This is a genomic window from Shewanella sedimentimangrovi (assembly GCF_017354965.1).
Classification (GTDB): domain Bacteria; phylum Pseudomonadota; class Gammaproteobacteria; order Enterobacterales; family Shewanellaceae; genus Shewanella; species Shewanella cyperi.
On the sequence record NZ_CP071502.1, the window covers coordinates 184,728 to 203,963 of the forward strand.

The following is a 19,236-nucleotide window of genomic DNA, read 5'->3' on the forward strand; positions in this document are numbered from 1 at the left end:
ACTCCCGAACTTGCAATAAAAACGTTAACGGGAGGTTGTGTGAGAAGTTCAATGAAGATGGGCCTGACGGCCTTGTTGTCAGTTATGCTGACTGCTTGTGGCGGTAGCAGTAGTGATGACAGCAGCGACAGTATTGCCTACGTGCAATTTTACAATGCTTCGGCCAACAGCCCAGCGGTGACCTTGACACTCGACGAGTATGCTTATTCGGCGGTGGAATTTGGTGACAGTCTGCCTCGCTATGGTGTGAGCCCCCAGACCCTGGATGTGGCGCTACTGGGTGTGGACGCGGCCGGTGATGAGCTGAGTCTGCATGAGCAAAGCCTGGCGTTCGTCGATGGCGATAACCATTTGCTGGTGCTCTACGGCGACTATGGCGACAGCAAACTGATGGATCTGGTCTACAACCGTGATGAGTTGGATGAGCTTAACGACGAAGGGGAAGACAAGACTCAGGTGTTGGTGGCCCATGTGGCGCCGGGCTTGCCTGCCTATGAAGTCTATGTAGCAGCCGATGGGGTGGATTTCAGTTCGGCGCAGTTGCTGGGAAGCCCGGCCTATGGTCAATACAGTGACAGCCTGCTGCTGGATACCGGCTACTACCGGGTATTTTTGACCGAGCCCGGAGGCACGACGCCTGTATTCAGCTCAGCGGTACTCGACTTCAGTCAGCAGACGGTTCAAAAGTTGATGTTGCGCCCCGGCTTTGGCCCGGACAGTCTCAAACTCAGAATTGATGCGGTGGATTCCACGGGTGCCCCCCTGTCTGTGACGGATGCGGCGGCCGCGGCCCAGTACCGGGTGTATAACGCCTGTGGCGCCGAGCGTACCCTGGAGCTCGGCAAGGACCAGCAGGTTCAGTCCAGCCTCACTGTTGCCGCGGGGGCTATCTCAGAGTATCAGGTGCTGCCATTCGATGATTATGATCTCAATATTTGGGACGAAGCCGGTAATCAAGGAATTCAGGATCTGCTGCTAACCTTTAACCAGGATGACAGTCGCACCCTGGTGATCTACCCCGGAACGGATGGTATTCAGGCCATGGCACTGACCGAGGATCTGCGGCCCCGCAGCTTCGATTACCAGCTGACTGCGGTCAACCTGGTGCCGGACAGTGAGGATCTCAGCATCTACTTCCTGACGGAGGATGAGACCCTGGACTCGGCGCAGTACAAGCTTAGCAATTGGGATTTCAGTGAGCGGCCGTCGTTGACGCTGCCGTCCGGCAGCTACGAGGTCTTGGTGATCGCCACCGATGACAATGGCACCCTGTCGCGGCTTGCCCGGTTGGCACTCTCCCTGGACAGTCACCAAAACCTCAGCCTGGTATTGACTCGCGATGGTGACAGCTACCGGTTAACGGCGCTCTAGCCGCGCGCCATGAATAAGCCTGAAGCGCCCGCAGTCCGCAGGCGCTTTTTATTGCTCGGCCCGCTATAATGACGCTCCTTTTGTCCTGTGCCTGCGACCCTTATCTTGAGCTACGAATACCTGGCCCTGCTGGCGGCCGCCTGTTGGGCCGTCGGCAGTCTGATGTCTGCCAATGCCTCGACCCATTTGGGATCCTTTGCCTTTACCCGTTGGCGCATGCTGAGTGCCAGCCTGATGCTGTGGATCCTGGCGATTATCGGTGGCGGCTGGCACAGCCTGGGGGCCGACAACCTGTGGTTGCTGGCGCTGTCGGGTGTCATAGGGATTTTCATCGGCGACACCTCGCTGTTTGCCGCCATGAATCGCCTTGGTCCCCGCCGTGCCGGGGTGCTGTTTGCCAGTCACTCGCTTTTCTCCCTGGTGCTGGCCTATTTGTTTCTTGGCGAAACCCTCTGGGGCTGGACCTTGCTCGGCAGTACCATGCTGATCAGCGGGGTGATGACGGCGGTGTTCTTTGGCAAGCGTAAGAGTGAGCAACATGCCTGGGAGGCCGACAGTGGCAAGCTGCACACGGGGGTGGCACTCGGGCTGCTGTCGGCCCTGTGTCAGGCTGTGTCCACCCTGATGCTCAAGCCGTTGATGGCCACAGAGATAGATGCCATCGCCGCCTCGGCGATGCGTATGACCTCGGCCTTTGTGCCCCATTTCCTGTTGCTGCTTCTGGGCGTGAAGGTGGCCAGGGCCTACAGACCCATGACCAAAAAGGTGTTCGCCCTGGTGGTCGGCAATGCGGCCCTGTCCATGGTTCTCGGCATGACCCTGATATTGCTGGCCTTGCGCCATGGCAACGCCGGTATGGTGGCCATACTCTCGTCTGTCAGCCCGGTACTGGTATTGCCACTCTTATGGCTGGTATACAAACGCAGCCCGGCGCTGGGTGCCTGGCTCGGCGCTATACTGACGGTGTGTGGCACCATGCTGATCCTAAAGCACTGATTGCGAAACCACACAGTCTTTGAAGGTTCATCCGGGCGGTGAAATTCACCATCTATTGGTTTATTCCTCTGTCGAAACAGCGGAATCATGAACCGGCTTAAATACAAATCATTGATATTAATTTGTTTTATTTGTTGGCATATGATTTGCTGTTGTCCGCTCACTTCACAACAGAACGGACTCTCCTATGCTTCTGGACATTCAGGAACTCACACAAAGCTACAAAGGCGGCAAGCTGGCCATAGACCAGCTGTCATTGACGGCCGGAGCCGGCATTTTGGGGCTGCTTGGCCCCAATGGCGCGGGCAAAACCTCATTGATGCGCATCCTGGCGACCATCAGCCAACCCAGCTCCGGCAAGGCCCTGTGGCGCGGTCAGGATATAGGCGTATCTCCGGCGCAGCTCCGTGGCGAGCTTGGCTACCTGCCACAGTATTTCGGCGTTTATGATCAGCTCAGCGGCCGTGAATTCCTGCATTACCTCGCCGGTATGAAGGGACTCAAACACGCAGATGCGGACAGACAAATCAGCGAATTGTTGGCAAGGTTGAATCTGCTGCCGGTGGCCGATACCTCGCTGAGTCAATATTCGGGAGGAATGCGCCAGCGTATAGGGATAGCCCAGGCGCTGTTGAACGATCCCGCACTGTTGATAGTGGATGAACCGACAGTGGGTCTTGATCCCCAGGAGCGGGCGGGCTTTCGCCAGTTGCTCAGCGAAGGTCGGGAAGAGCGCCTGGTGATCCTGTCGACCCACATAGTCTCCGACGTCGAATCCATTGCCGACACCATAGCCATCATGGCGGCGGGCAAGCTTATCCAACTGGGTTCACCCCAAGCGCTGCAGGCCAAGGTGGCCGACAAGTGTTGGCAATGTACTGCTTCACCGGCTGAGCTGACAGAGTTGCAACGGGATTTTGTGGTCAGCCACAGCACCCGTCAGGGGGACGGCTTGCTGGTGAATCTGGTAGCAGATCTGTGCCCCCGTCCCGGGGCGCAGCGCCGGGCACCCAGCCTGGAGGACGCCTACCTGTACTTTGTGGCCAACAAACCCGGCCAGCGCGCGCTGACCAAGGTGGCCTGATGAACAGATTCCTGCAATCCGTTATGGCGGACTACCGGCAGCGCATCCGGCGCCAGAGCTTTCTGGCCACCCTGTTGCTGATGGCCGTGCTGACCATGCTGTTTTTCCCGTCCACGGACTCTGAATACCAGACACTGATCATCAATGATTACCGCGGTATTTATAACAGCGCCTGGCTTGGGATCTGCCTGGCCATGCTGAACATCCTGTTCCTGCCCATTATCTGTTTCTATCTGATTAAAAACGCCATAGGTACGGATCGGAACGCGGGCATAGGTGAGCTTATTGCCGCCACTCCGGTGAGCAAGAGCGCTTACCTGCTGGCGAAATGGACGGTTAACGTTGGCGTGCTGCTCAGCATAGTCATGGTGATGATGCTGACCCTGGTGTTTATCCAGCTCTACTACGGTGAGAGCCGCGAGATTGAACCCTGGTTGATACTTTGGCCGCAACTGGTGTTCGTGGTGCCCATGTTGCTGTTGATCGCCGCCGTGGCCCTGCTGTTCGAATCCGTGTCCTGGCTACGCGGTGGCTTGGGTAACTTGCTGTATTTCTTCCTCTGGACGGGATCGATAGTGTGCATGGCTGAGAACGCCTCCGGCCTCGGCATGGTAATGCAACAGCTGGAAACCGAGGTGGAACAACGCTTTGGTGAGAAACAGTACGCGACCAACCTGGGGATCACGGTACATGAAGGCGGTATGGCGGTGAAAACCTTTGTCTGGCAGGGCGTTGAGATCACCAATCAGTTGCTGCTCAGCAGTGTGCCCTTGTTGCTGCTCACGGTATTGGCCCTTTGCCTCGCCGTAGTGTGCTTCGATCGCTTCCGGCACACCTCCGCTCAAGGGCTTGGCCTCAAGGTACCATCCTTGCTCGCTCGAAGCCTGTCCCGGACCGGTAATTGGTGTGATTCGGCCCTGAGGGCTGTGACCCAGGCATCCGGCTTCGGCCGCATGTTCCGCCTTGAACTCCTGTTGCTGCTCAAGGGGCAAAACCCCTATTGGTATCTGGGATTTATTGGCCTGAATCTGGCGCAGCTTTTCGCCCCGCAAGAGGTGCTGATGAATACCCTCATCCCCCTTTCCTGGCTGTTTTGCGTGTTGGTGCTGTCACAGCTGGGACTGCAGGCACGTCTTGCCAATACCAAGGAGCTGTTGCTGTATGGTGGCGGCCTGCGCTTGTCGCCGCTGCTGAGCGCGGCTGCAGCCCTGTTGTTGCTGGCGTCCTGTGGCGCCTTGCTCAGGATGCTGTGGCAGGCCCAGTGGCCGATAGTGCTGCAAATGCTGATTGCCGTGGGCTTTACCCTGGCGCTGGCCCACGCCTGCGGGCGGATTACCGGTACGCGCCGTACCTTTGAAATCCTGTATCCGGCGCTGTGGTACATAGGTCCGTTGCATGCCACCTTGTATATGGACTACTTCGGAGTAAATAGCCCGCAGAGTTGGCAGGCGGGTATGCCACTTTATGTGGGCGTCTTGACCCTGCTGTTGTTGTTTGCGGGTGCGGTGAAGGCCAGAGCGGAGCTTGGCGGCAGGGCTTGAACCTGCCGCCGGTCAGGTGTCAGCGGCCCCGGTATACGGGATAACGCAGGTACTGGTTGTCATAGTAGGGGCTGCGCTCATAGAACCAGCGCAGACGGGCATGGGGATCGGCGGCAAAGGCCGGATCCAGCAATGCCTGGTCAAACTCGGCCTTCAGGCCGGGATTATCTTGCAGCATTTTGGCGGCCATGGGCTCCACGGCGTAGTCTTCCATGTACTCGGTTCGGCTGAAAATGGGGTTGAAGAAACCCCATTGCAGCAGGGAGTCCGGTGATTGGGGCTCCAGCAGCATGATGGCGAGATCACCCAGCGGTTGATCCGTTGGGATCTTCACCGTACCGGCGGGCAGGGTCACGCTGACTTTTTCCAGCTTGCTGTCGGCCTTAACCCGGTGGCGTCCCTCGAAATCCTTGGTATCGAATACAGGGTTGGCGAACCTGTACTGCTGCAATTTCATTTGTGTATCTTGCTTCAGTTCCGTCATCCTGATGCCATGGAGGCGCAGACGGGCGATAGCCTCTTGCCATTGGGGCGGAATAAAGTAGGCCGCCGGGCGACTGACCTTGATGCCCGCCTTGGTGCTGCCCAGCACTGGCAATTGCGGATAGAGCTTGGGTTCACCCAGCCAGCGCACTACCTTGCTGCCTGAAATGGAACTGGTCTCGACCTGATAATCTATGCCCTTAAAGTCCCAACCCTTGGGCTGAATTTCCGCATCCCAGGTGAGGGTGATGAGTTGGGCGTAATGAAAACTGTCCTTCATTATCGCAGCCTTTAATGCCGTGGCCTCCGTAGCCACGGTTTTCAGGGTTTGTTCCAACATCACATAGGTGCCGAGCACCCTTTGCCTGAAGGGTTTGAGGCTGTGGTTTTCAATCAGAATGGTTGGCAGATGGCGGGCGTCGCCGTAACCGTTGGAGAAGCGGGGCGTGGCGCGCCACCAGGACATACCCTTGGATAAATCCGAGTCATCGAGGGCGAAAACCAACTGGCCGGGGATATGGCCTGCGTCGCTCAGGGCGGTTTCCACCGCCGGGCGATAATGGCTGTCGAGCCAGCCATAGATGGCCGGGCTCAGACCCTGGGGCAGGTTGTAGCCGAAGGTGACATCGTATTGGTAATCGATGCCGTCGGTCACATGCACATCTATGTAGAGTTGGGGTTGCCAGTCGTTGATGGCGCTCAGCATCAACTGCATTTCCCGGGTGTCGGCCTTGGCGTAGTCGCGGTTGAGGTTGAGATTGCGGGCGTTGGTACGCCAGCCCATGTGTTTGGGACCGCGCTGATTGACCCGGTTGAACTCGCTGCTGCGTTCGTGGGCATCGACGCTGAAAATCGGCACAAACAAGAGGTTGGCGCCATCAAGCAGCTCGGCCTTGGTGCCCATGACTATGTCCCTGAGCAGCATCATGCCGGCATCCTTACCATCAATTTCACCTGAGTGAATGCCTGCCTGCACCAGCACAGTGGGCTTGTCGTTGTCGGCCAGCGCTTTGGGCGTGTCTGCACCTTCGGCGGAAGCCACTATCATCCAGAGATCCCGTCCCAGAGGGCTCTTGCCCAGGCTGACCTTTTGCAGCATTGGGCTCTGGGCCACCAATTTGTCCAGCCAGATCATGGTGGTCTGATAGTCGGGACTATCAAGCCCCGCGCTTTGCTCGAACGGTGTGGCCCAGGGATCGCTCGCCTCGCGCATCAGTGCCAGGCTGGCCCCCTGCCAGTCCATCTTCGGCGGCAGAATATCGTCATTGACATAGGTAAGGTCGGCGCCGTTGGCGCCGGGCAGCAGGGTCAGGGCAAATAACATAAGAGAAAGGGAGGACAGGCGCATGACACACTCCGCAGTAGGCAGGCTGTTGTAATTATTGGGAACTTATCTTTCTATAAATACCCCCTCGCCGCAAGCTCAGAATGGCGCCCGTGTGGGGATTTTCAGGTTTTATTTGCTGCAATAAAAAACGGCTCCCTGGGGAGCCGCTTTCAATACCGGTATCACAACATCAGATTCAGGCCTTGGGGCCGGCGTTTCTGATGGAGTCAGGCACCTGATACTTGGTGAAGTTGTCCTGGAAGGACTTGGCCAGCTTGGCGGCGTACTCGGCATACTGGCCCTTATCGGCCCAGGTGTTGACCGGATTCAGCAGCTTGCTGTCTACGCCAGGCACGGCGACCGGGATATCCAGGTTCAGCTGTTCCAGGTGCTCGGTGGCCACATCCTTCAGTTCGCCGCTGACGATAGCATCAACAATGGCGCGGGTGGTTGGGATGTCAAAACGCTTGCCCACACCGTATGGACCACCGGTCCAGCCGGTGTTCACCAGGTATACCTGGCTGCCGAAGCTTTCGATGCGTTTCATCAGCAGCTCAGCGTATACGCCTGCAGGACGCGGGAAGAAAGGTGCGCCGAAGCAGGTGGAGAAGGTGGACTGGATGGCGGCGGTAGAGCCGATCTCGGTAGAACCCACCTTGGCGGTGTAGCCGGACAGGAAGTGGTAGGCAGCCTGTTCCTTTGACAGTTTGGACACGGGAGGCAGTACGCCGGACACGTCGCAGGTCAGGAACACAACAGCATGGGGTTCACCACCGCGGTTGTCTTCCTTGCGCTGGGCAATGTGCTCCAGAGGATAGGCGGCGCGGGTGTTCTCGGTCAGGCTGGAGTTCTTGTAGTCTGGTACGCGATTCTCGTCCATCACCACGTTTTCCAGCACAGTGCCGAAACGGATGGCATCCCAAATCACCGGCTCGTTCTTCTGGCTCAGGTCGATACACTTGGCATAGCAACCGCCTTCGATGTTGAACACACCGCGGGGTGCCCAGCCGTGCTCATCGTCACCAATCAGGAAGCGCTTGGGATCGGCGGACAGGGTAGTCTTGCCGGTACCGGACAGGCCGAAGAACAGGGTGGTGTCGCCGGCATGGCCCACGTTGGCGGAGCAGTGCATTGGCAGCACGCCCTTGGCAGGCAGCAGGAAGTTTTGCACCGAGAACATGGACTTCTTCATTTCACCGGCGTACTTGAGACCGGCCAGCAGCACCTTGCGCTCGGCGAAATTGATGATAACAGTGGCGTCGGAGTTGGTGCCGTCGCGCTCAGGCTGGCACACGAATCCGGGAGCATTCATGATTTGCCAGGTGGGCTTGCCTGCCTGGTTGAAGTGCTCAGGGATGATAAAGAGGTTACGGGCGAACAGTTGATGCCAGGCGTACTCTGTGGTCACTGTGACCGGCAGATAGTGCTCAGGGTCGGCACCGACTTCCAAATCGGAAACAAAGATTTCTTTATCGGCCAGATAGGCTTCAACGCGATTCCACAGCTGGTTGAAAGCTTCTGCGTCAAAGGCCTGGTTAACCGGACCCCATTCGATTTCATTTTCGGATGAGGCTTCTCTTACGATAAAGCGATCACCGGGTGAACGACCTGTACGGGCACCGGTTTTGGCAACCAGAGCTCCATTTGCGGTCAATTCTCCCTCGCCACGTGCCAGAGCCAGTTCAACAAGCAGGGCAGTTGTGGGATTACGGTGTACGCGGTTAGCTCCTTCCGCCATAGGTAAGGTCTCCATCATTTTTGTTCGAGGTGTAATGTTGATACCGATCTATGTTGCCGGTTTTTGTTTTTCGACGGGCCCGGGTCGGGCGGGCCTGGCGTAGGCGCGATTGTACCCGAATCGGCGGCCAATGTGTGAGTTGGATCTGCAAAATCAGCTAAAAAAACGGGCGTCAAAACTGACGCCCGTCTTATGCTGTGACCATGATCACTGTGGTGTGTCCGGTCCCTGGGCATTGGCATAAAGCGCCTGTACATCAATGGCATCAAAACGGTAGTGGCTATTGCAGTATTCACAACCCAATTCAATGATGCCCTTTTCGGCCAGCAGGTGCATGACTTCATCCCTGTCGAGGGTACGGATAGCGGCGGCACTCTTCTCCCGCGAACAGGTGCATTTGAAGCTGATATCTATGGGGTCAAACAGTCTGACCTGCTCCTGGTGGTACAGGCGATGCAGCACTTCCTCGGCTGGCAGACCAAGCAGTTCTTCCTGCTTAATGGTGTCGGTCAGCTGACTGAGATGGTCGAAATCCGCCAGGTTGCCGTCTTCGCTTGGCAATACCTGCAACAGCATGCCGCCGGCGGCATTGCCATCGGCGAACAATTTGATCATGGTGGGCAGCTGCTCGGATTGCTGGAAATAGTCTTCCAGGCAGGCCGCCAGATTCCCTTTGTCCAGGGCGATCACGCCCTGATAGCGCTCGCCTTCTTCCGGCGTCAGGGTGATAACCATATAACCCTTGCCAAACAGCTGGCTCAGGGGGGCATCATCGGCCAGCTCGCCTTCCCAACGCGCGACACCACGAAGTTCCTGATTATGATTGCCGTTGATGACGGCCATGGACACGGGGCCGTTGCCCTGTAATTGCACCCCTATGTCACCTTTGAATTTCAGGGTGGCGGTCAGCAATGAGGTGGCGGCCAGCAGCTCTCCCAGCAGGCGTTGCAATACCGGCGGGTAGCTGTGGGCAGTGATTATGGCCTGATAGCTGTTGGCCAGTTGCACCAACTCACCACGAACGTCAGCATTTTCAAAAAGATAACGGTAAAGTGTGTCTTTGTTCATTTCGGTTCTCGATTACTCAGAGCCGCCTTTTATCCGCAGCAGCTCACGTCGTTGTTTCTTATCCGGTTTGCTGTCAGGCGCCGGATTGTGCAGGTTCAGGCGTCTGGCCTCGGCATTGCGGGCACGCTTGTCAACGCTGGCCTGTGTTTCTTTATACAGGGTTTGGGCTATTTCGGCGCCCTGGCGCTGCTCCGACAGTTTTTCTATCACTATCTCTTTTTCGTCATATCCCTGGCGTAATTTCAACACGGCGCCAACTTCAGCATTTCTGCTGCATTTGGCCCTTTGACCGTTGTAGGTCACCTTGCCGCCGTTGATCATTTCCTTGGCCAAGGCCCGGGTTTTATAGAATCGCGCTGCCCATAACCATTTGTCCAGGCGGACAGAAGTGGGCTCAGCAGCAGATTTTTTTGAATCCATCATGGTCTCCACGGCAAATTGGCCCATAATCAAAGTCACTGCGTTGAACTGCCAGCGAATATTGGGGTCAATGGCTAGCCAGGGTGCCGATTTAGGCGCGCAAACGTAGCACATTTGCCGAATTTTCGCCACTTTCAGCGCTGTTATGGGCTTGTTGCCCAATTGCGACTGGGTTAGCATGGCGCATGGAATTTCTCGATAACAATCAGAACAGAGACCTGTATAGAGGGTCCGTATCATATGGATTTATTGGACAATGTTTTAGCAAAGGCCAATGCACTACCGCATCGGCACCTGAGTCGACTGGCCTTTTGGGCAGGGTTTGTGCTGTGCATTTATTTGCTGGCTGCCATTAGTTGGAAGCTGGTTCCTGCACCCGCCGAATCCGGCCAATGGCGCCCATCACCCATCCAGGGCCAGAATTCCGGCCCCGTGGATATCAGCGGCCTTAAGCAGCTGTTCGGCAAGGCCGACACCAGCCAACCCAAGCCGGAACCCGTGGCCGAAGTGATTACCGACGCGCCCAAGACCAGTCTGTCAATCCAGTTGACCGGGGTGGTAGCGTCCACCTCTGAACAAAATGGTTTGGCGATCATTGACTCGGCCGGTGGTCAGGAAACCTATGCCCTGGGTGACAAGATCAAGGGCACCTCAGCCTCCCTCAAGGAGGTGTATGCTGACCGCGTTATCCTCACCAACGGTGGCCGATACGAGACCTTGATGCTTGATGGTCTGCAATACACGACCCAGAGCGACGTCAACGCGCAGCTGCAACAGGCCAAGTCGGATGCTGCTGTACGCAAGGTCGACAGGCGTCATGATCGTGAGGTCAGCGAAGGTTTGTCTGACTCCCGCGAAGAGTTGCTGGCCGATCCCAGCAAGATCACAGATTACATAGCTATCTCACCCGTCAACCAAGGTGACGAGCTGGTGGGATATCGACTCAATCCCGGGAAAGATCCCGGATTGTTTCAACAGGCCGGCTTTAAGCCCAATGATTTGGCCAAATCCATTAACGGCTATGACCTGACGGTCGGTTCCCAGGCGTTGGAGCTGATGGCCCAGTTATCCGAATTGACCGAGATGTCGGTCATGGTGGAGCGGGAAGGGCAATTGGTCGAAATCATGTTTAGTTTGCCGCAATAAGAAGCACAGGCATTAGGGGAAGAACAACAATGAATAACACAGGGATCCGACACAAGCTTATCGCCTCCATTGTCGCCGGTGCTGCCTTGATGGCACCGTCGCTGGCCTGGTCGGAGCAATACGCTGCCAATTTCAAAGGCACTGAAATTCAGGAATTTATCAACATAGTCGGTAAAAACCTCAACAAAACCATCATCGTTGATCCCACCATACGCGGCAAAATCAACGTCCGTTCCTACGACCTGCTAAACGACGAACAGTACTACCAGTTCTTCCTCAACGTGCTGCAGGTATACGGTTACGCCGTAGTGGAAATGGAAAACAATGTCATCAAGGTCATCAAGGACAAGGATGCCAAAACGGCGGCCATTCGTGTGGCCGACGACAAGGAACCTGGCCTTGGCGATGAAATGGTGACCCGTATCGTGGCCCTGTACAACACAGAGGCCAAACAGTTGGCGCCGCTGCTGCGCCAGCTGAACGACAACGCCGGCGGCGGTAACGTGGTCAACTATGACCCCTCCAACGTGCTGATGATTTCCGGCCGTGCCGCCGTGGTAAACAAGTTGGTGGACATAGTCCGCCGGGTCGACAAGCAGGGTGACACCGAAGTGCAGGTGGTGCCCTTGCAATACGCCTCCGCCACCGAAATGGTCCGGATCATAGATACCCTTTACCGCGCCTCTGCCAACCAGGCCCAGCTGCCCGGTCAGGCCCCCAAGGTGGTGGCAGACGAGCGCATCAACGCCGTGGTGGTCAGCGGTGACGAGAAAAGCCGTCAGCGGGTAGTGGAACTGGTCAAGCGACTCGATGGTGAGCAGGCCACCACGGGCAACACCAAGGTGCGTTACCTGCGCTATGCCAAGGCCGAAGATCTGGTGGAGGTGCTGACCGGATTCGCCCAGAAGCTGCAGAGCGACAAGGATGGCGCCGCCCAACAGGGCTCCAGCAAGCGTCGCAACGAAATCACCATCATGGCCCACACAGACACCAATGCCCTGGTGATCAGTGCCGAGCCCGACCAGATGCGCACTCTCGACAGCGTGATCAACCAGCTGGATATCCGCCGCGCCCAGGTGCTGGTGGAAGCCATCATAGTCGAAGTGGCCGAAGGGGATGACGTGGGCTTAGGTGTGCAGTGGGCCCATCTGGCCGGTGGGGGTACCCAGTTCAACAACCTGGGAACCACTATAGGCGAAGTGGGTGCAGGTATCTGGGCCGCTAAAGTTGAAGATGGCTCTACAATTACCACGATAGACAACAAGGGCGACCCTGTAGTGTCGACCACGCCGAAGAAGAAAGCCGACTACACCCTGCTTGCCCAAGCGATGGGTAAGGTCAATGGTTTGGCCTGGGGTGTGGCTTCAGGCGACTTCGGTGTTTTGGTGCAGGCGGTTGCCAGCGACACCAACTCCAACGTGTTGGCCACACCGTCTATCACCACCCTGGATAACCAGGAAGCCTCTTTTATTGTTGGTGACGAGGTGCCGGTGTTGACAGGTGCCCAGAACTCCAGCAATGGCAACGCCAACCCTTTCCAGACGGTGGAACGTAAGGAAGTGGGGGTTAAGCTCAAGGTGACGCCACAAATTAACGAAGGCAACGCGGTCAAGCTGGCTATCGAGCAGGAAGTGTCCGGTATCAACGGTAAAACCGGGGTTGACGTGACCTTTGCCACCCGTCGTCTGACCACCACGGTAATGGCCGACTCGGGACAGATAGTAGTGCTGGGTGGTTTGATTAACGAGGAAGTGCAGGAAAGCATCCAGAAGGTGCCGCTGCTGGGTGACATCCCAATTCTGGGTCACCTGTTCAAGTCTTCATCCAGCAGTAAAAAGAAGAAGAACCTGATGGTCTTCATCAAGCCAACCATTATCCGTGACGGCATCACAATGGAAGGCATCGCCGGTCGCAAATACAACTACTTCCGCGCCTTGCAGCTGGAGCAGCAAGACCGGGGTATCAATCTGATGCCGCTGACGGATGTGCCTGTGCTGCAGGAATGGGAAAAGGCCGAAGAGCTGCCCCCTGAAGTGCGCGAGATGTTGGAGCGTTATAAACAAGGTGACGAGTTCCAATCCGTAGAACCGAATACGAAAGACGACAGCAATGAGTGATCTGCCAAAGACCGACAATGACGGGCTCGAAGGCCTGTCCCATGAGTTGGGCATAGAAGCGGAGACCCATGCCGATGAGGCATTTCACTCTGCCAGTCGCGATCGCTTGCCCTTTGCTTTTGCCCACCGTTATGGTCTGGTGCTGGCAAAGGGCGAAGCCGATGCCCTGACCCTGTTTCACACCGACAAAACGCCATTGACGGCCCTGCTGGAAGTGCGCCGTTATGCCGGTCAGGTGTTGCCCCTGGTTAAACTGGCTCAGAATGCCTTTGAGGCCAAACTGACCCAGGCCTACCAGGCCAATTCGTCCGAAGCACAGCAGCTGATGGAAGATATTGGCAATGAAATGGATCTCTTTACCCTGGCGGAAGAGCTGCCCCAGACCGAGGATCTGCTTGAAGGCGACGACGATGCGCCCATCATCAAGCTGATCAATGCCTTGCTGTCGGAAGCCATCAAGGAAGAAGCCTCGGATATCCATATCGAAACCTATGAGAAGCAGCTGGTGGTGCGTTTCCGCATCGACGGCGTGCTCAAGGAAGTACTCAAGCCCAATCGCAAGCTGAGTTCACTGCTGGTGAGCCGCATCAAGGTGATGGCCCGTCTGGATATCGCCGAGAAGCGGGTACCCCAGGATGGTCGTATTTCCCTGCGTATCGGCGGCCGGGCAGTGGATGTGCGTGTCTCCACCATGCCATCGAGCCATGGCGAGCGGGTCGTGCTGCGTCTGTTGGACAAGAATGCCGGTAACCTGGATCTGCGCCAATTGGGGATGACCGAGGGGATCCGCAGCAAGTTCGATGAGCTTATCCGCAAACCCCACGGCATCTTGTTGGTGACAGGCCCCACGGGCTCGGGTAAGAGTACCACTCTGTATGCTGGTCTGACCGAGATCAACTCCCGCGACACCAACATCCTGACGGTTGAAGACCCCATTGAATACGAACTGGAAGGCATAGGCCAAACCCAGGTCAATACCAAGGTCGACATGACCTTCGCCCGTGGCCTGAGAGCCATTTTGCGTCAGGATCCGGACGTGGTGATGATAGGGGAAATCCGCGATCTGGAAACCGCCCAGATTGCGGTGCAGGCCTCCCTGACCGGTCACCTGGTGATCTCCACCCTGCATACCAACACGGCCTCGGGTGCCATTACCCGCTTGCAGGATATGGGCGTTGAGCCCTTCCTGGTGTCGTCCAGTTTGCTCGGGGTATTGGCTCAGCGCCTGGTGCGGACCCTGTGTCCCGTGTGTAAGGAAGCCCACGCCCCCGATGAGCGCGAGCGTGAACTGCTGGGGATCACAGAAACCGACAAGGTGATATACCGTGCCAAGGGCTGTAAGGCCTGTGGTCACAATGGCTATCGCGGCCGTACCGGTATCCATGAGCTGCTGGTGGTTGACGACAACATCCGTGAACTGATCCACGGTGGTCGCGGTGAGCTAGCCATCGAGAAATACATACGTCAGTTTGTGCCCAGCATTCGCCATGACGGCATGGGCAAGGTGCTTGCCGGGATAACGACCCTGGAAGAAGTGCTGCGCGTGACCCGCGAGGAGTAAGGCATGCCGGCATTTGAATACAAGGCGCTTGATACCAAGGGCAAGCAGCTTAAGGGCGTGATAGAGGCGGATACCGCCCGTCATGCCCGCAGTCAGCTGCGCGACATGCGTTTGATGCCGCTGGAAATTGAGCCCGTGGTGGAAAAGGAAGCCAAGGCCAAGAGCGGCGGCATTTCCCTGTTCCAGCGCGGTATATCTGTGGCCGAATTGGCACTTATCACCCGTCAAATTGCGACCCTGGTTGCCGCCGGATTGCCGGTGGAAGAGGCGCTCAAGGCCGTGGGCCAGCAGTGCGAACAAGACCGCTTGGCCAGCATGATCATGGCGGTGCGCTCTCGGGTGGTCGAGGGTTATTCCCTCGCCGATTCCATGGCCGAATTCCCGTACATATTTGACGATCTTTACCGTGCCATGGTGGCGTCCGGCGAAAAGTCGGGCCATCTGGAAGTGGTGCTCAACCGTTTGGCCGATTATACGGAACGGCGCCAACAGCTGAAGTCCAAGCTGATGCAGGCGATGATCTACCCCATTACCCTGACACTGGTGGCGGTGGCCGTGGTTTCCATTTTGCTGGCGGCCGTGGTGCCCAAGGTGGTCACCCAGTTCGAGCATATGGGCCAGGATCTGCCCGGCTCCACCCAAGCCTTGATGGCGGCATCCGAGTTCGTCCAAAACTACGGCTTGCTGGTCGTTGGCCTCATTGCCTTTGGCCTGGTGCTGTTCCAGCGCCTGTTGACCAATCCGGCATTCAAGATGAAGTATCACAAGCTGCTGCTGCGCCTGCCCGTGGTCGGCAAGGTCAGCCGTAGCATCAATACCGCCCGCTTTGCCCGTACCCTGAGTATCCTCAGTGCCAGTTCGGTTCCTCTGCTGGATGGCATGCGCATTGCCAGCGAGGTATTGCAAAACGTGCGGGTCCGGGAGGCGGTGGAAGAGGCGACCGCCAGGGTGCGTGAAGGTACCAGTCTGGGCGCGGCCCTGACCAATACCAAGCTGTTTCCACCCATGATGCTGTACATGATAGCGTCGGGTGAAAAGAGCGGAGAACTGGAAGGCATGTTGGAGCGTGCCGCGGACAACCAGGACAGGGAGTTTGAAGCCAATGTTAACCTGGCCTTGGGGGTGTTTGAACCCGCGCTGGTGGTGAGCATGGCGGTGGTGGTACTGTTTATTGTACTGGCCATTTTGCAGCCAATTTTGGCGATGAATAACATGATAGGCCACTAGGCCATTGCGGTATGCCAGGGCGCGAGCCCAGGCAATTTTCAAGGAGAAGGACACAATGCAATTCCGAAACAAGCAACAAGGTTTTACCCTGCTGGAGATCATGGTGGTGATAGTGATCCTCGGCATCCTGGCCTCCATGGTATTGCCTAACGTACTGGGCAACAAGGAGAAGGCCGACCAGCAAAAAGCGGTGGCCGACATAGTGGCACTGGAAAATGCCCTGGACATGTACAAGCTGGATAACAGTGTGTATCCCACCACAGAGCAGGGTCTGGAAGCTCTGGTCAGCAAGCCCAGCATGTCTCCCGAACCACGCAATTACCGCGATGGCGGCTATGTGAAGCGGTTGCCCCAGGATCCCTGGCGCAATGACTATATGCTGCTGAGCCCTGGTCAGAACGGCAAGATTGACATCTTCAGCGCAGGCCCCGATATGCAAGCCGGTACCGAAGACGATATCGGAAACTGGAACCTGCAGAATTTCCAATAAGATGAAAGGCGCACGCGGCTTTACCCTGGTCGAAGTCCTGCTGGTGGTGTTGTTGATAGGCCTGGCCGCGACCGCGGTTACCCTGACACTGCCGGGTTCGGGCATCAAAGAGCAGCTGGATAAGGCCGCCCGTCAGTTCATGGCCGTTACCGATATGGTGCGGGACGAAGCCGTGCTCAGTGGTCAGATGCTGGGCCTGGTCATCGAAGACAACAGCTACCGCTATGTAATTTACAAGGACGGTAAATGGCAGTCGCTGGAACAGGAGCGCTTGTTGGCCAAGCGTGAGATGGAGCAGGGCGTAAGCCTGAATCTCATTGTGGAAGGCTTGCCCCTGGTTCAGGAGGACGAAGAGCAGGAGTCCTGGTTCGAAGAGCCCTTGATTGAGCAGAGCGAAGAAGAGAAGCGCAAGTATCCCGAGCCACAAATCATTATTTTCCCAAGCGGCGAAATGAATGCCTTTGAACTTGCCTTCAGTGCCCGGGATCCTGAGGCCGGTCCTCAAGAATCTCTTATCGTGGCAGATGCCCTCGGCAGATTGACGTTCGGGAGAGCCGATGAAGCGCAGTAAAGGCATGACGCTTTTGGAGGTGATGGTGGCTATGGCGGTATTTGCCATTGCGGCCGTGGCCATGATCCAGAGCATTGGCGACCAGATGGCCAATATGCCGGTGATGGAGCAGCGCACCCTGGCACAGTGGGTCGCCGACAACCAGATGGTTGAAGCCCGGTTGGTTAAAGGCTTTCCTGCGGTGGGCAAAAAGGAAGGGGAGACCGAGCTGGCAGGTCAAACCTGGTATTGGCGTTTGGAAGCTATCAAGACCACAGATGAAAATTTTCGGCTGCTGAAGGTCAGTGTCAGCGACGATGACAGATTCAAGCGCATAGTGGCAGAGGTCAGCAGTTATGTTCGCAAGACCGACTAAGGTCACGGGTTTTACCCTGCTTGAGATGCTGCTGGCCATTGGCATCTTTGCCATGTTGGGTCTGGCCGCTAACGCCGTACTCAGCACAGCCCTGAAAAATGATGAGGCCACCACTGAATTCAGTGCCCGGTTACAGTACCTGCAGCAGGGATTTGGCGCCATTGAAAGGGATCTCGGGCAAATGGTGGCCCGCACCCCCAGGCTGCTCGAAGGCGGCCGCGGCAGTACTGTATTGCAAAGCGGCAAGGATATGCTCGACAGCGACTCCGAGGCCCTGGTGTTCTATCGCATAGGCTGGCTCAATCCCGATGGCAAGCTGCCGCGCGGCAGTTTGCAGTCGGTGGCCTACGTGGTCAAGGAAGGCCGGCTGGAGCGTTGGTATTACCCCTATCCCGAACCTGAGTTTGGTGCCGAACCGCTGAAGACTGTGCTGTTGGATAAGGTGCTTGAGGTGCAATACGCCTTTTATCACGATGGAGCCTGGCAGCGAAAAATCGAGGCCACAGCCCTGCCCGAAGCCATAGCCATGGAAGTGGATTTAGAAGGCTTTGGCAAAATCCAGCGCAAGTTTCTGTTGCCCAAGGGCGCGCCCGTGGGCGAGAAGAAAGACGATGATGGCAAGGATGGTGAAGGCAAAGACGGTGAAGATAAAGAATCTGGCTCAGGTTCAGGCTCAGGTTCCGGCTCGGAAGATGAAAATGGCCGCGACACCGGAGGCAACAGGCCCGAAGATGAGGAGGACCTGGGGTCATGAGCTATCAACGACAGCGTGGCGTGGCCATGATAGTGGTGCTGCTTATCGTGGCCATGGTGGCCATCATAGCCACCAATATTACCGGTCGAAACCAGTTGTCGATGCGCCGGACACTTAATCAGGTGCAGTATGACCAGGCCTATTGGTATGCCCTGTCGGCGGAAGAGCTGGCCAAAAAGGTACTGAAGCAGGATCTCGATGACAGCGAGGGCAAGGTTCACCTTCAGCAGTATTGGGCCCTGGCCGATGTGGTACTGCCGGTGGAAAAGGGAGAGATTGCCGGCAAGATCACCGACATGCGCTCCTGCTTTAACCTCAATGCCCTGGCACGGGGCAGCAGTGATTTGGAAAACGGCCAACCCAAGATGACCCTGGCGGCAAAGCAGTTCAAGGCGCTGTTGGTGGCCTTGGGTATGGATGAATTCGGTGCCGAACGCCTGACCCACACACTTAAGGATTACCTGGACGAGGATACAGTGACCAGCCCCTTTGGTGCCGAGGATGCTGAGTATGAATCACGCAATGTGCCATACAGGGCGGCAAATACTCTGATGAGCCACAGGAGCGAGCTCAGGGCCGTGATGGGTTTCACCCAGGATGTGTATTTGAAACTGGCACCCTATGTGTGCGCCATTCCCGGGGAAGAGCGGCAATTGTTGAACATCAACACCCTGGAGGTCGAGCGGGCGGCCCTGTTGGCGGCTATGCTGGATAACAGTATCTCTGTGGGTGAGGCCGAAAGTGTGATCAATCAGCGCCCCGGTGATGGATTCGATAGTGTTGATGATTTTTGGGAGTTGGTGTCGTCAAACACGGCCAAGAGCGACGACAAGCTCAAGTCCAGCATAGTGCTGGACAGCAAGTATTTTCACCTGGAGGCCGGCGCCAAAGTTAACGAGGCGGTATTCCGTCTGGACAGTGTGCTGCGTCGTGCAGGTAACAATCAAATGGACATTTTGACCCGCCAGTATGGTGGGCAAAAGTAAC

At 56.7% G+C, this 19,236-nt stretch carries 17 protein-coding genes; 13 read left to right on the plus strand and 4 right to left on the minus strand.

The annotated features are described in order from the left end of the window. Nucleotides 1-39: 39 nt before the first annotated feature. From JYB85_RS00765 to JYB85_RS00780, 4 genes are all read left to right on the plus strand, one after another. Nucleotides 40-1,371 (plus strand): DUF4397 domain-containing protein, encoded by a 1,332-nt coding sequence (locus JYB85_RS00765; RefSeq protein ID WP_207380656.1) that lies wholly within the window; start codon nucleotides 40-42, stop codon nucleotides 1,369-1,371. A gap of 105 nt (nucleotides 1,372-1,476) precedes the next feature. Next, nucleotides 1,477-2,367, plus strand: coding sequence for a DMT family transporter (locus JYB85_RS00770; protein WP_207380657.1), 891 nt, complete (start codon nucleotides 1,477-1,479; stop codon nucleotides 2,365-2,367). Nucleotides 2,368-2,554: 187 nt separating this feature from the next. Continuing rightward, entirely contained in the window at nucleotides 2,555-3,451 is an 897-nt protein-coding gene (locus JYB85_RS00775) for an ABC transporter ATP-binding protein (RefSeq protein WP_207380658.1), read from the plus strand. Then, a complete protein-coding gene (locus JYB85_RS00780) occupies nucleotides 3,451-4,992 on the plus strand; it encodes a hypothetical protein (protein WP_207380659.1) in 1,542 nt (513 codons plus the stop codon). The genes JYB85_RS00775 and JYB85_RS00780 overlap by 1 nt, the downstream gene beginning before the upstream one ends. A 19-nt stretch (nucleotides 4,993-5,011) precedes the next feature. On the opposite strand, the gene JYB85_RS00785 is transcribed toward JYB85_RS00780, so the two are convergent. The 4 genes from JYB85_RS00785 to hslR all read right to left on the minus strand — a co-directional run bounded on the left by JYB85_RS00785 (nucleotide 5,012) and on the right by hslR (nucleotide 10,028). Beyond that, on the minus strand, nucleotides 5,012-6,799 hold the full coding sequence (locus tag JYB85_RS00785; RefSeq protein WP_228730241.1) for a M14 family metallopeptidase: 1,788 nt from the start codon (nucleotides 6,797-6,799) through the stop codon (nucleotides 5,012-5,014). A gap of 199 nt (nucleotides 6,800-6,998) precedes the next feature. Then, nucleotides 6,999-8,540 (minus strand): phosphoenolpyruvate carboxykinase, encoded by a 1,542-nt coding sequence (locus JYB85_RS00790; protein ID WP_407695869.1) that lies wholly within the window; start codon nucleotides 8,538-8,540, stop codon nucleotides 6,999-7,001. A gap of 207 nt (nucleotides 8,541-8,747) precedes the next feature. Continuing rightward, nucleotides 8,748-9,608, minus strand: coding sequence for an Hsp33 family molecular chaperone HslO (gene hslO / locus JYB85_RS00795; RefSeq protein WP_207380662.1), 861 nt, complete (start codon nucleotides 9,606-9,608; stop codon nucleotides 8,748-8,750). A gap of 12 nt (nucleotides 9,609-9,620) precedes the next feature. Then, nucleotides 9,621-10,028, minus strand: a complete 408-nt coding sequence (gene hslR, locus JYB85_RS00800) for a ribosome-associated heat shock protein Hsp15 (RefSeq protein ID WP_207380663.1) — start codon at nucleotides 10,026-10,028, stop codon at nucleotides 9,621-9,623. A 240-nt stretch (nucleotides 10,029-10,268) separates the two neighbouring features. On the opposite strand from hslR, the gene gspC reads away from it, so the two are divergent. The 9 genes from gspC to gspK are packed head-to-tail and all read left to right on the plus strand — an operon-like array spanning nucleotide 10,269 to nucleotide 19,235. Further along, entirely contained in the window at nucleotides 10,269-11,174 is a 906-nt protein-coding gene (gspC, locus tag JYB85_RS00805) for a type II secretion system protein GspC (protein ID WP_207380664.1), read from the plus strand. A gap of 29 nt (nucleotides 11,175-11,203) precedes the next feature. Continuing rightward, nucleotides 11,204-13,291: a type II secretion system secretin GspD gene (gene gspD, locus JYB85_RS00810; RefSeq protein WP_207380665.1), complete on the plus strand. Its 2,088-nt coding sequence runs from the start codon at nucleotides 11,204-11,206 to the stop codon at nucleotides 13,289-13,291. Then, a complete protein-coding gene (gspE, locus tag JYB85_RS00815; RefSeq protein WP_207380666.1) occupies nucleotides 13,284-14,852 on the plus strand; it encodes a type II secretion system ATPase GspE in 1,569 nt (522 codons plus the stop codon). The genes gspD and gspE overlap by 8 nt, the downstream gene beginning before the upstream one ends. Nucleotides 14,853-14,855: 3 nt before the next feature. Continuing rightward, the gene (gene gspF, locus JYB85_RS00820) at nucleotides 14,856-16,079 is read left to right on the plus strand and encodes a type II secretion system inner membrane protein GspF (protein ID WP_207380667.1); all 1,224 of its coding nucleotides are present in this window, start codon (nucleotides 14,856-14,858) and stop codon (nucleotides 16,077-16,079) included. A gap of 55 nt (nucleotides 16,080-16,134) precedes the next feature. Next, nucleotides 16,135-16,569 (plus strand): type II secretion system major pseudopilin GspG, encoded by a 435-nt coding sequence (gspG, locus tag JYB85_RS00825; RefSeq protein ID WP_207380668.1) that lies wholly within the window; start codon nucleotides 16,135-16,137, stop codon nucleotides 16,567-16,569. A 1-nt stretch (nucleotide 16,570) separates the two neighbouring features. Further along, nucleotides 16,571-17,140, plus strand: coding sequence for a type II secretion system minor pseudopilin GspH (gene gspH / locus JYB85_RS00830; RefSeq protein ID WP_207380669.1), 570 nt, complete (start codon nucleotides 16,571-16,573; stop codon nucleotides 17,138-17,140). Beyond that, a complete protein-coding gene (gspI, locus tag JYB85_RS00835; protein WP_207380670.1) occupies nucleotides 17,127-17,495 on the plus strand; it encodes a type II secretion system minor pseudopilin GspI in 369 nt (122 codons plus the stop codon). The genes gspH and gspI overlap by 14 nt, the downstream gene beginning before the upstream one ends. Continuing rightward, entirely contained in the window at nucleotides 17,476-18,249 is a 774-nt protein-coding gene (gspJ, locus tag JYB85_RS00840; RefSeq protein ID WP_207380671.1) for a type II secretion system minor pseudopilin GspJ, read from the plus strand. The genes gspI and gspJ overlap by 20 nt, the downstream gene beginning before the upstream one ends. Further along, complete coding sequence (gene gspK, locus JYB85_RS00845) at nucleotides 18,246-19,235, plus strand: type II secretion system minor pseudopilin GspK (protein WP_207380672.1); 990 nt, start codon at nucleotides 18,246-18,248, stop codon at nucleotides 19,233-19,235. The genes gspJ and gspK overlap by 4 nt, the downstream gene beginning before the upstream one ends. Nucleotide 19,236: the final 1 nt, after the last annotated feature.

Coding starts and splice junctions, on each gene's coding strand:
- JYB85_RS00775 (WP_207380658.1), top strand. CDS start 2,555: ATGCTTCTGGACATTCAGGAACTCACACAAAGCTACAAAGGCGGCAAG.
- JYB85_RS00780 (WP_207380659.1), top strand. CDS start 3,451: ATGAACAGATTCCTGCAATCCGTTATGGCGGACTACCGGCAGCGCATC.
- JYB85_RS00785 (WP_228730241.1), bottom strand. CDS start 6,799: ATGTTATTTGCCCTGACCCTGCTGCCCGGCGCCAACGGCGCCGACCTT.
- JYB85_RS00790 (WP_407695869.1), bottom strand. CDS start 8,540: ATGGCGGAAGGAGCTAACCGCGTACACCGTAATCCCACAACTGCCCTG.
- hslO (WP_207380662.1), bottom strand. CDS start 9,608: ATGAACAAAGACACACTTTACCGTTATCTTTTTGAAAATGCTGACGTT.
- hslR (WP_207380663.1), bottom strand. CDS start 10,028: ATGGATTCAAAAAAATCTGCTGCTGAGCCCACTTCTGTCCGCCTGGAC.
- gspC (WP_207380664.1), top strand. CDS start 10,269: ATGGATTTATTGGACAATGTTTTAGCAAAGGCCAATGCACTACCGCAT.
- gspD (WP_207380665.1), top strand. CDS start 11,204: ATGAATAACACAGGGATCCGACACAAGCTTATCGCCTCCATTGTCGCC.
- gspE (WP_207380666.1), top strand. CDS start 13,284: ATGAGTGATCTGCCAAAGACCGACAATGACGGGCTCGAAGGCCTGTCC.
- gspF (WP_207380667.1), top strand. CDS start 14,856: ATGCCGGCATTTGAATACAAGGCGCTTGATACCAAGGGCAAGCAGCTT.
- gspG (WP_207380668.1), top strand. CDS start 16,135: ATGCAATTCCGAAACAAGCAACAAGGTTTTACCCTGCTGGAGATCATG.
- gspH (WP_207380669.1), top strand. CDS start 16,571: ATGAAAGGCGCACGCGGCTTTACCCTGGTCGAAGTCCTGCTGGTGGTG.
- gspI (WP_207380670.1), top strand. CDS start 17,127: ATGAAGCGCAGTAAAGGCATGACGCTTTTGGAGGTGATGGTGGCTATG.
- gspJ (WP_207380671.1), top strand. CDS start 17,476: ATGTTCGCAAGACCGACTAAGGTCACGGGTTTTACCCTGCTTGAGATG.
- gspK (WP_207380672.1), top strand. CDS start 18,246: ATGAGCTATCAACGACAGCGTGGCGTGGCCATGATAGTGGTGCTGCTT.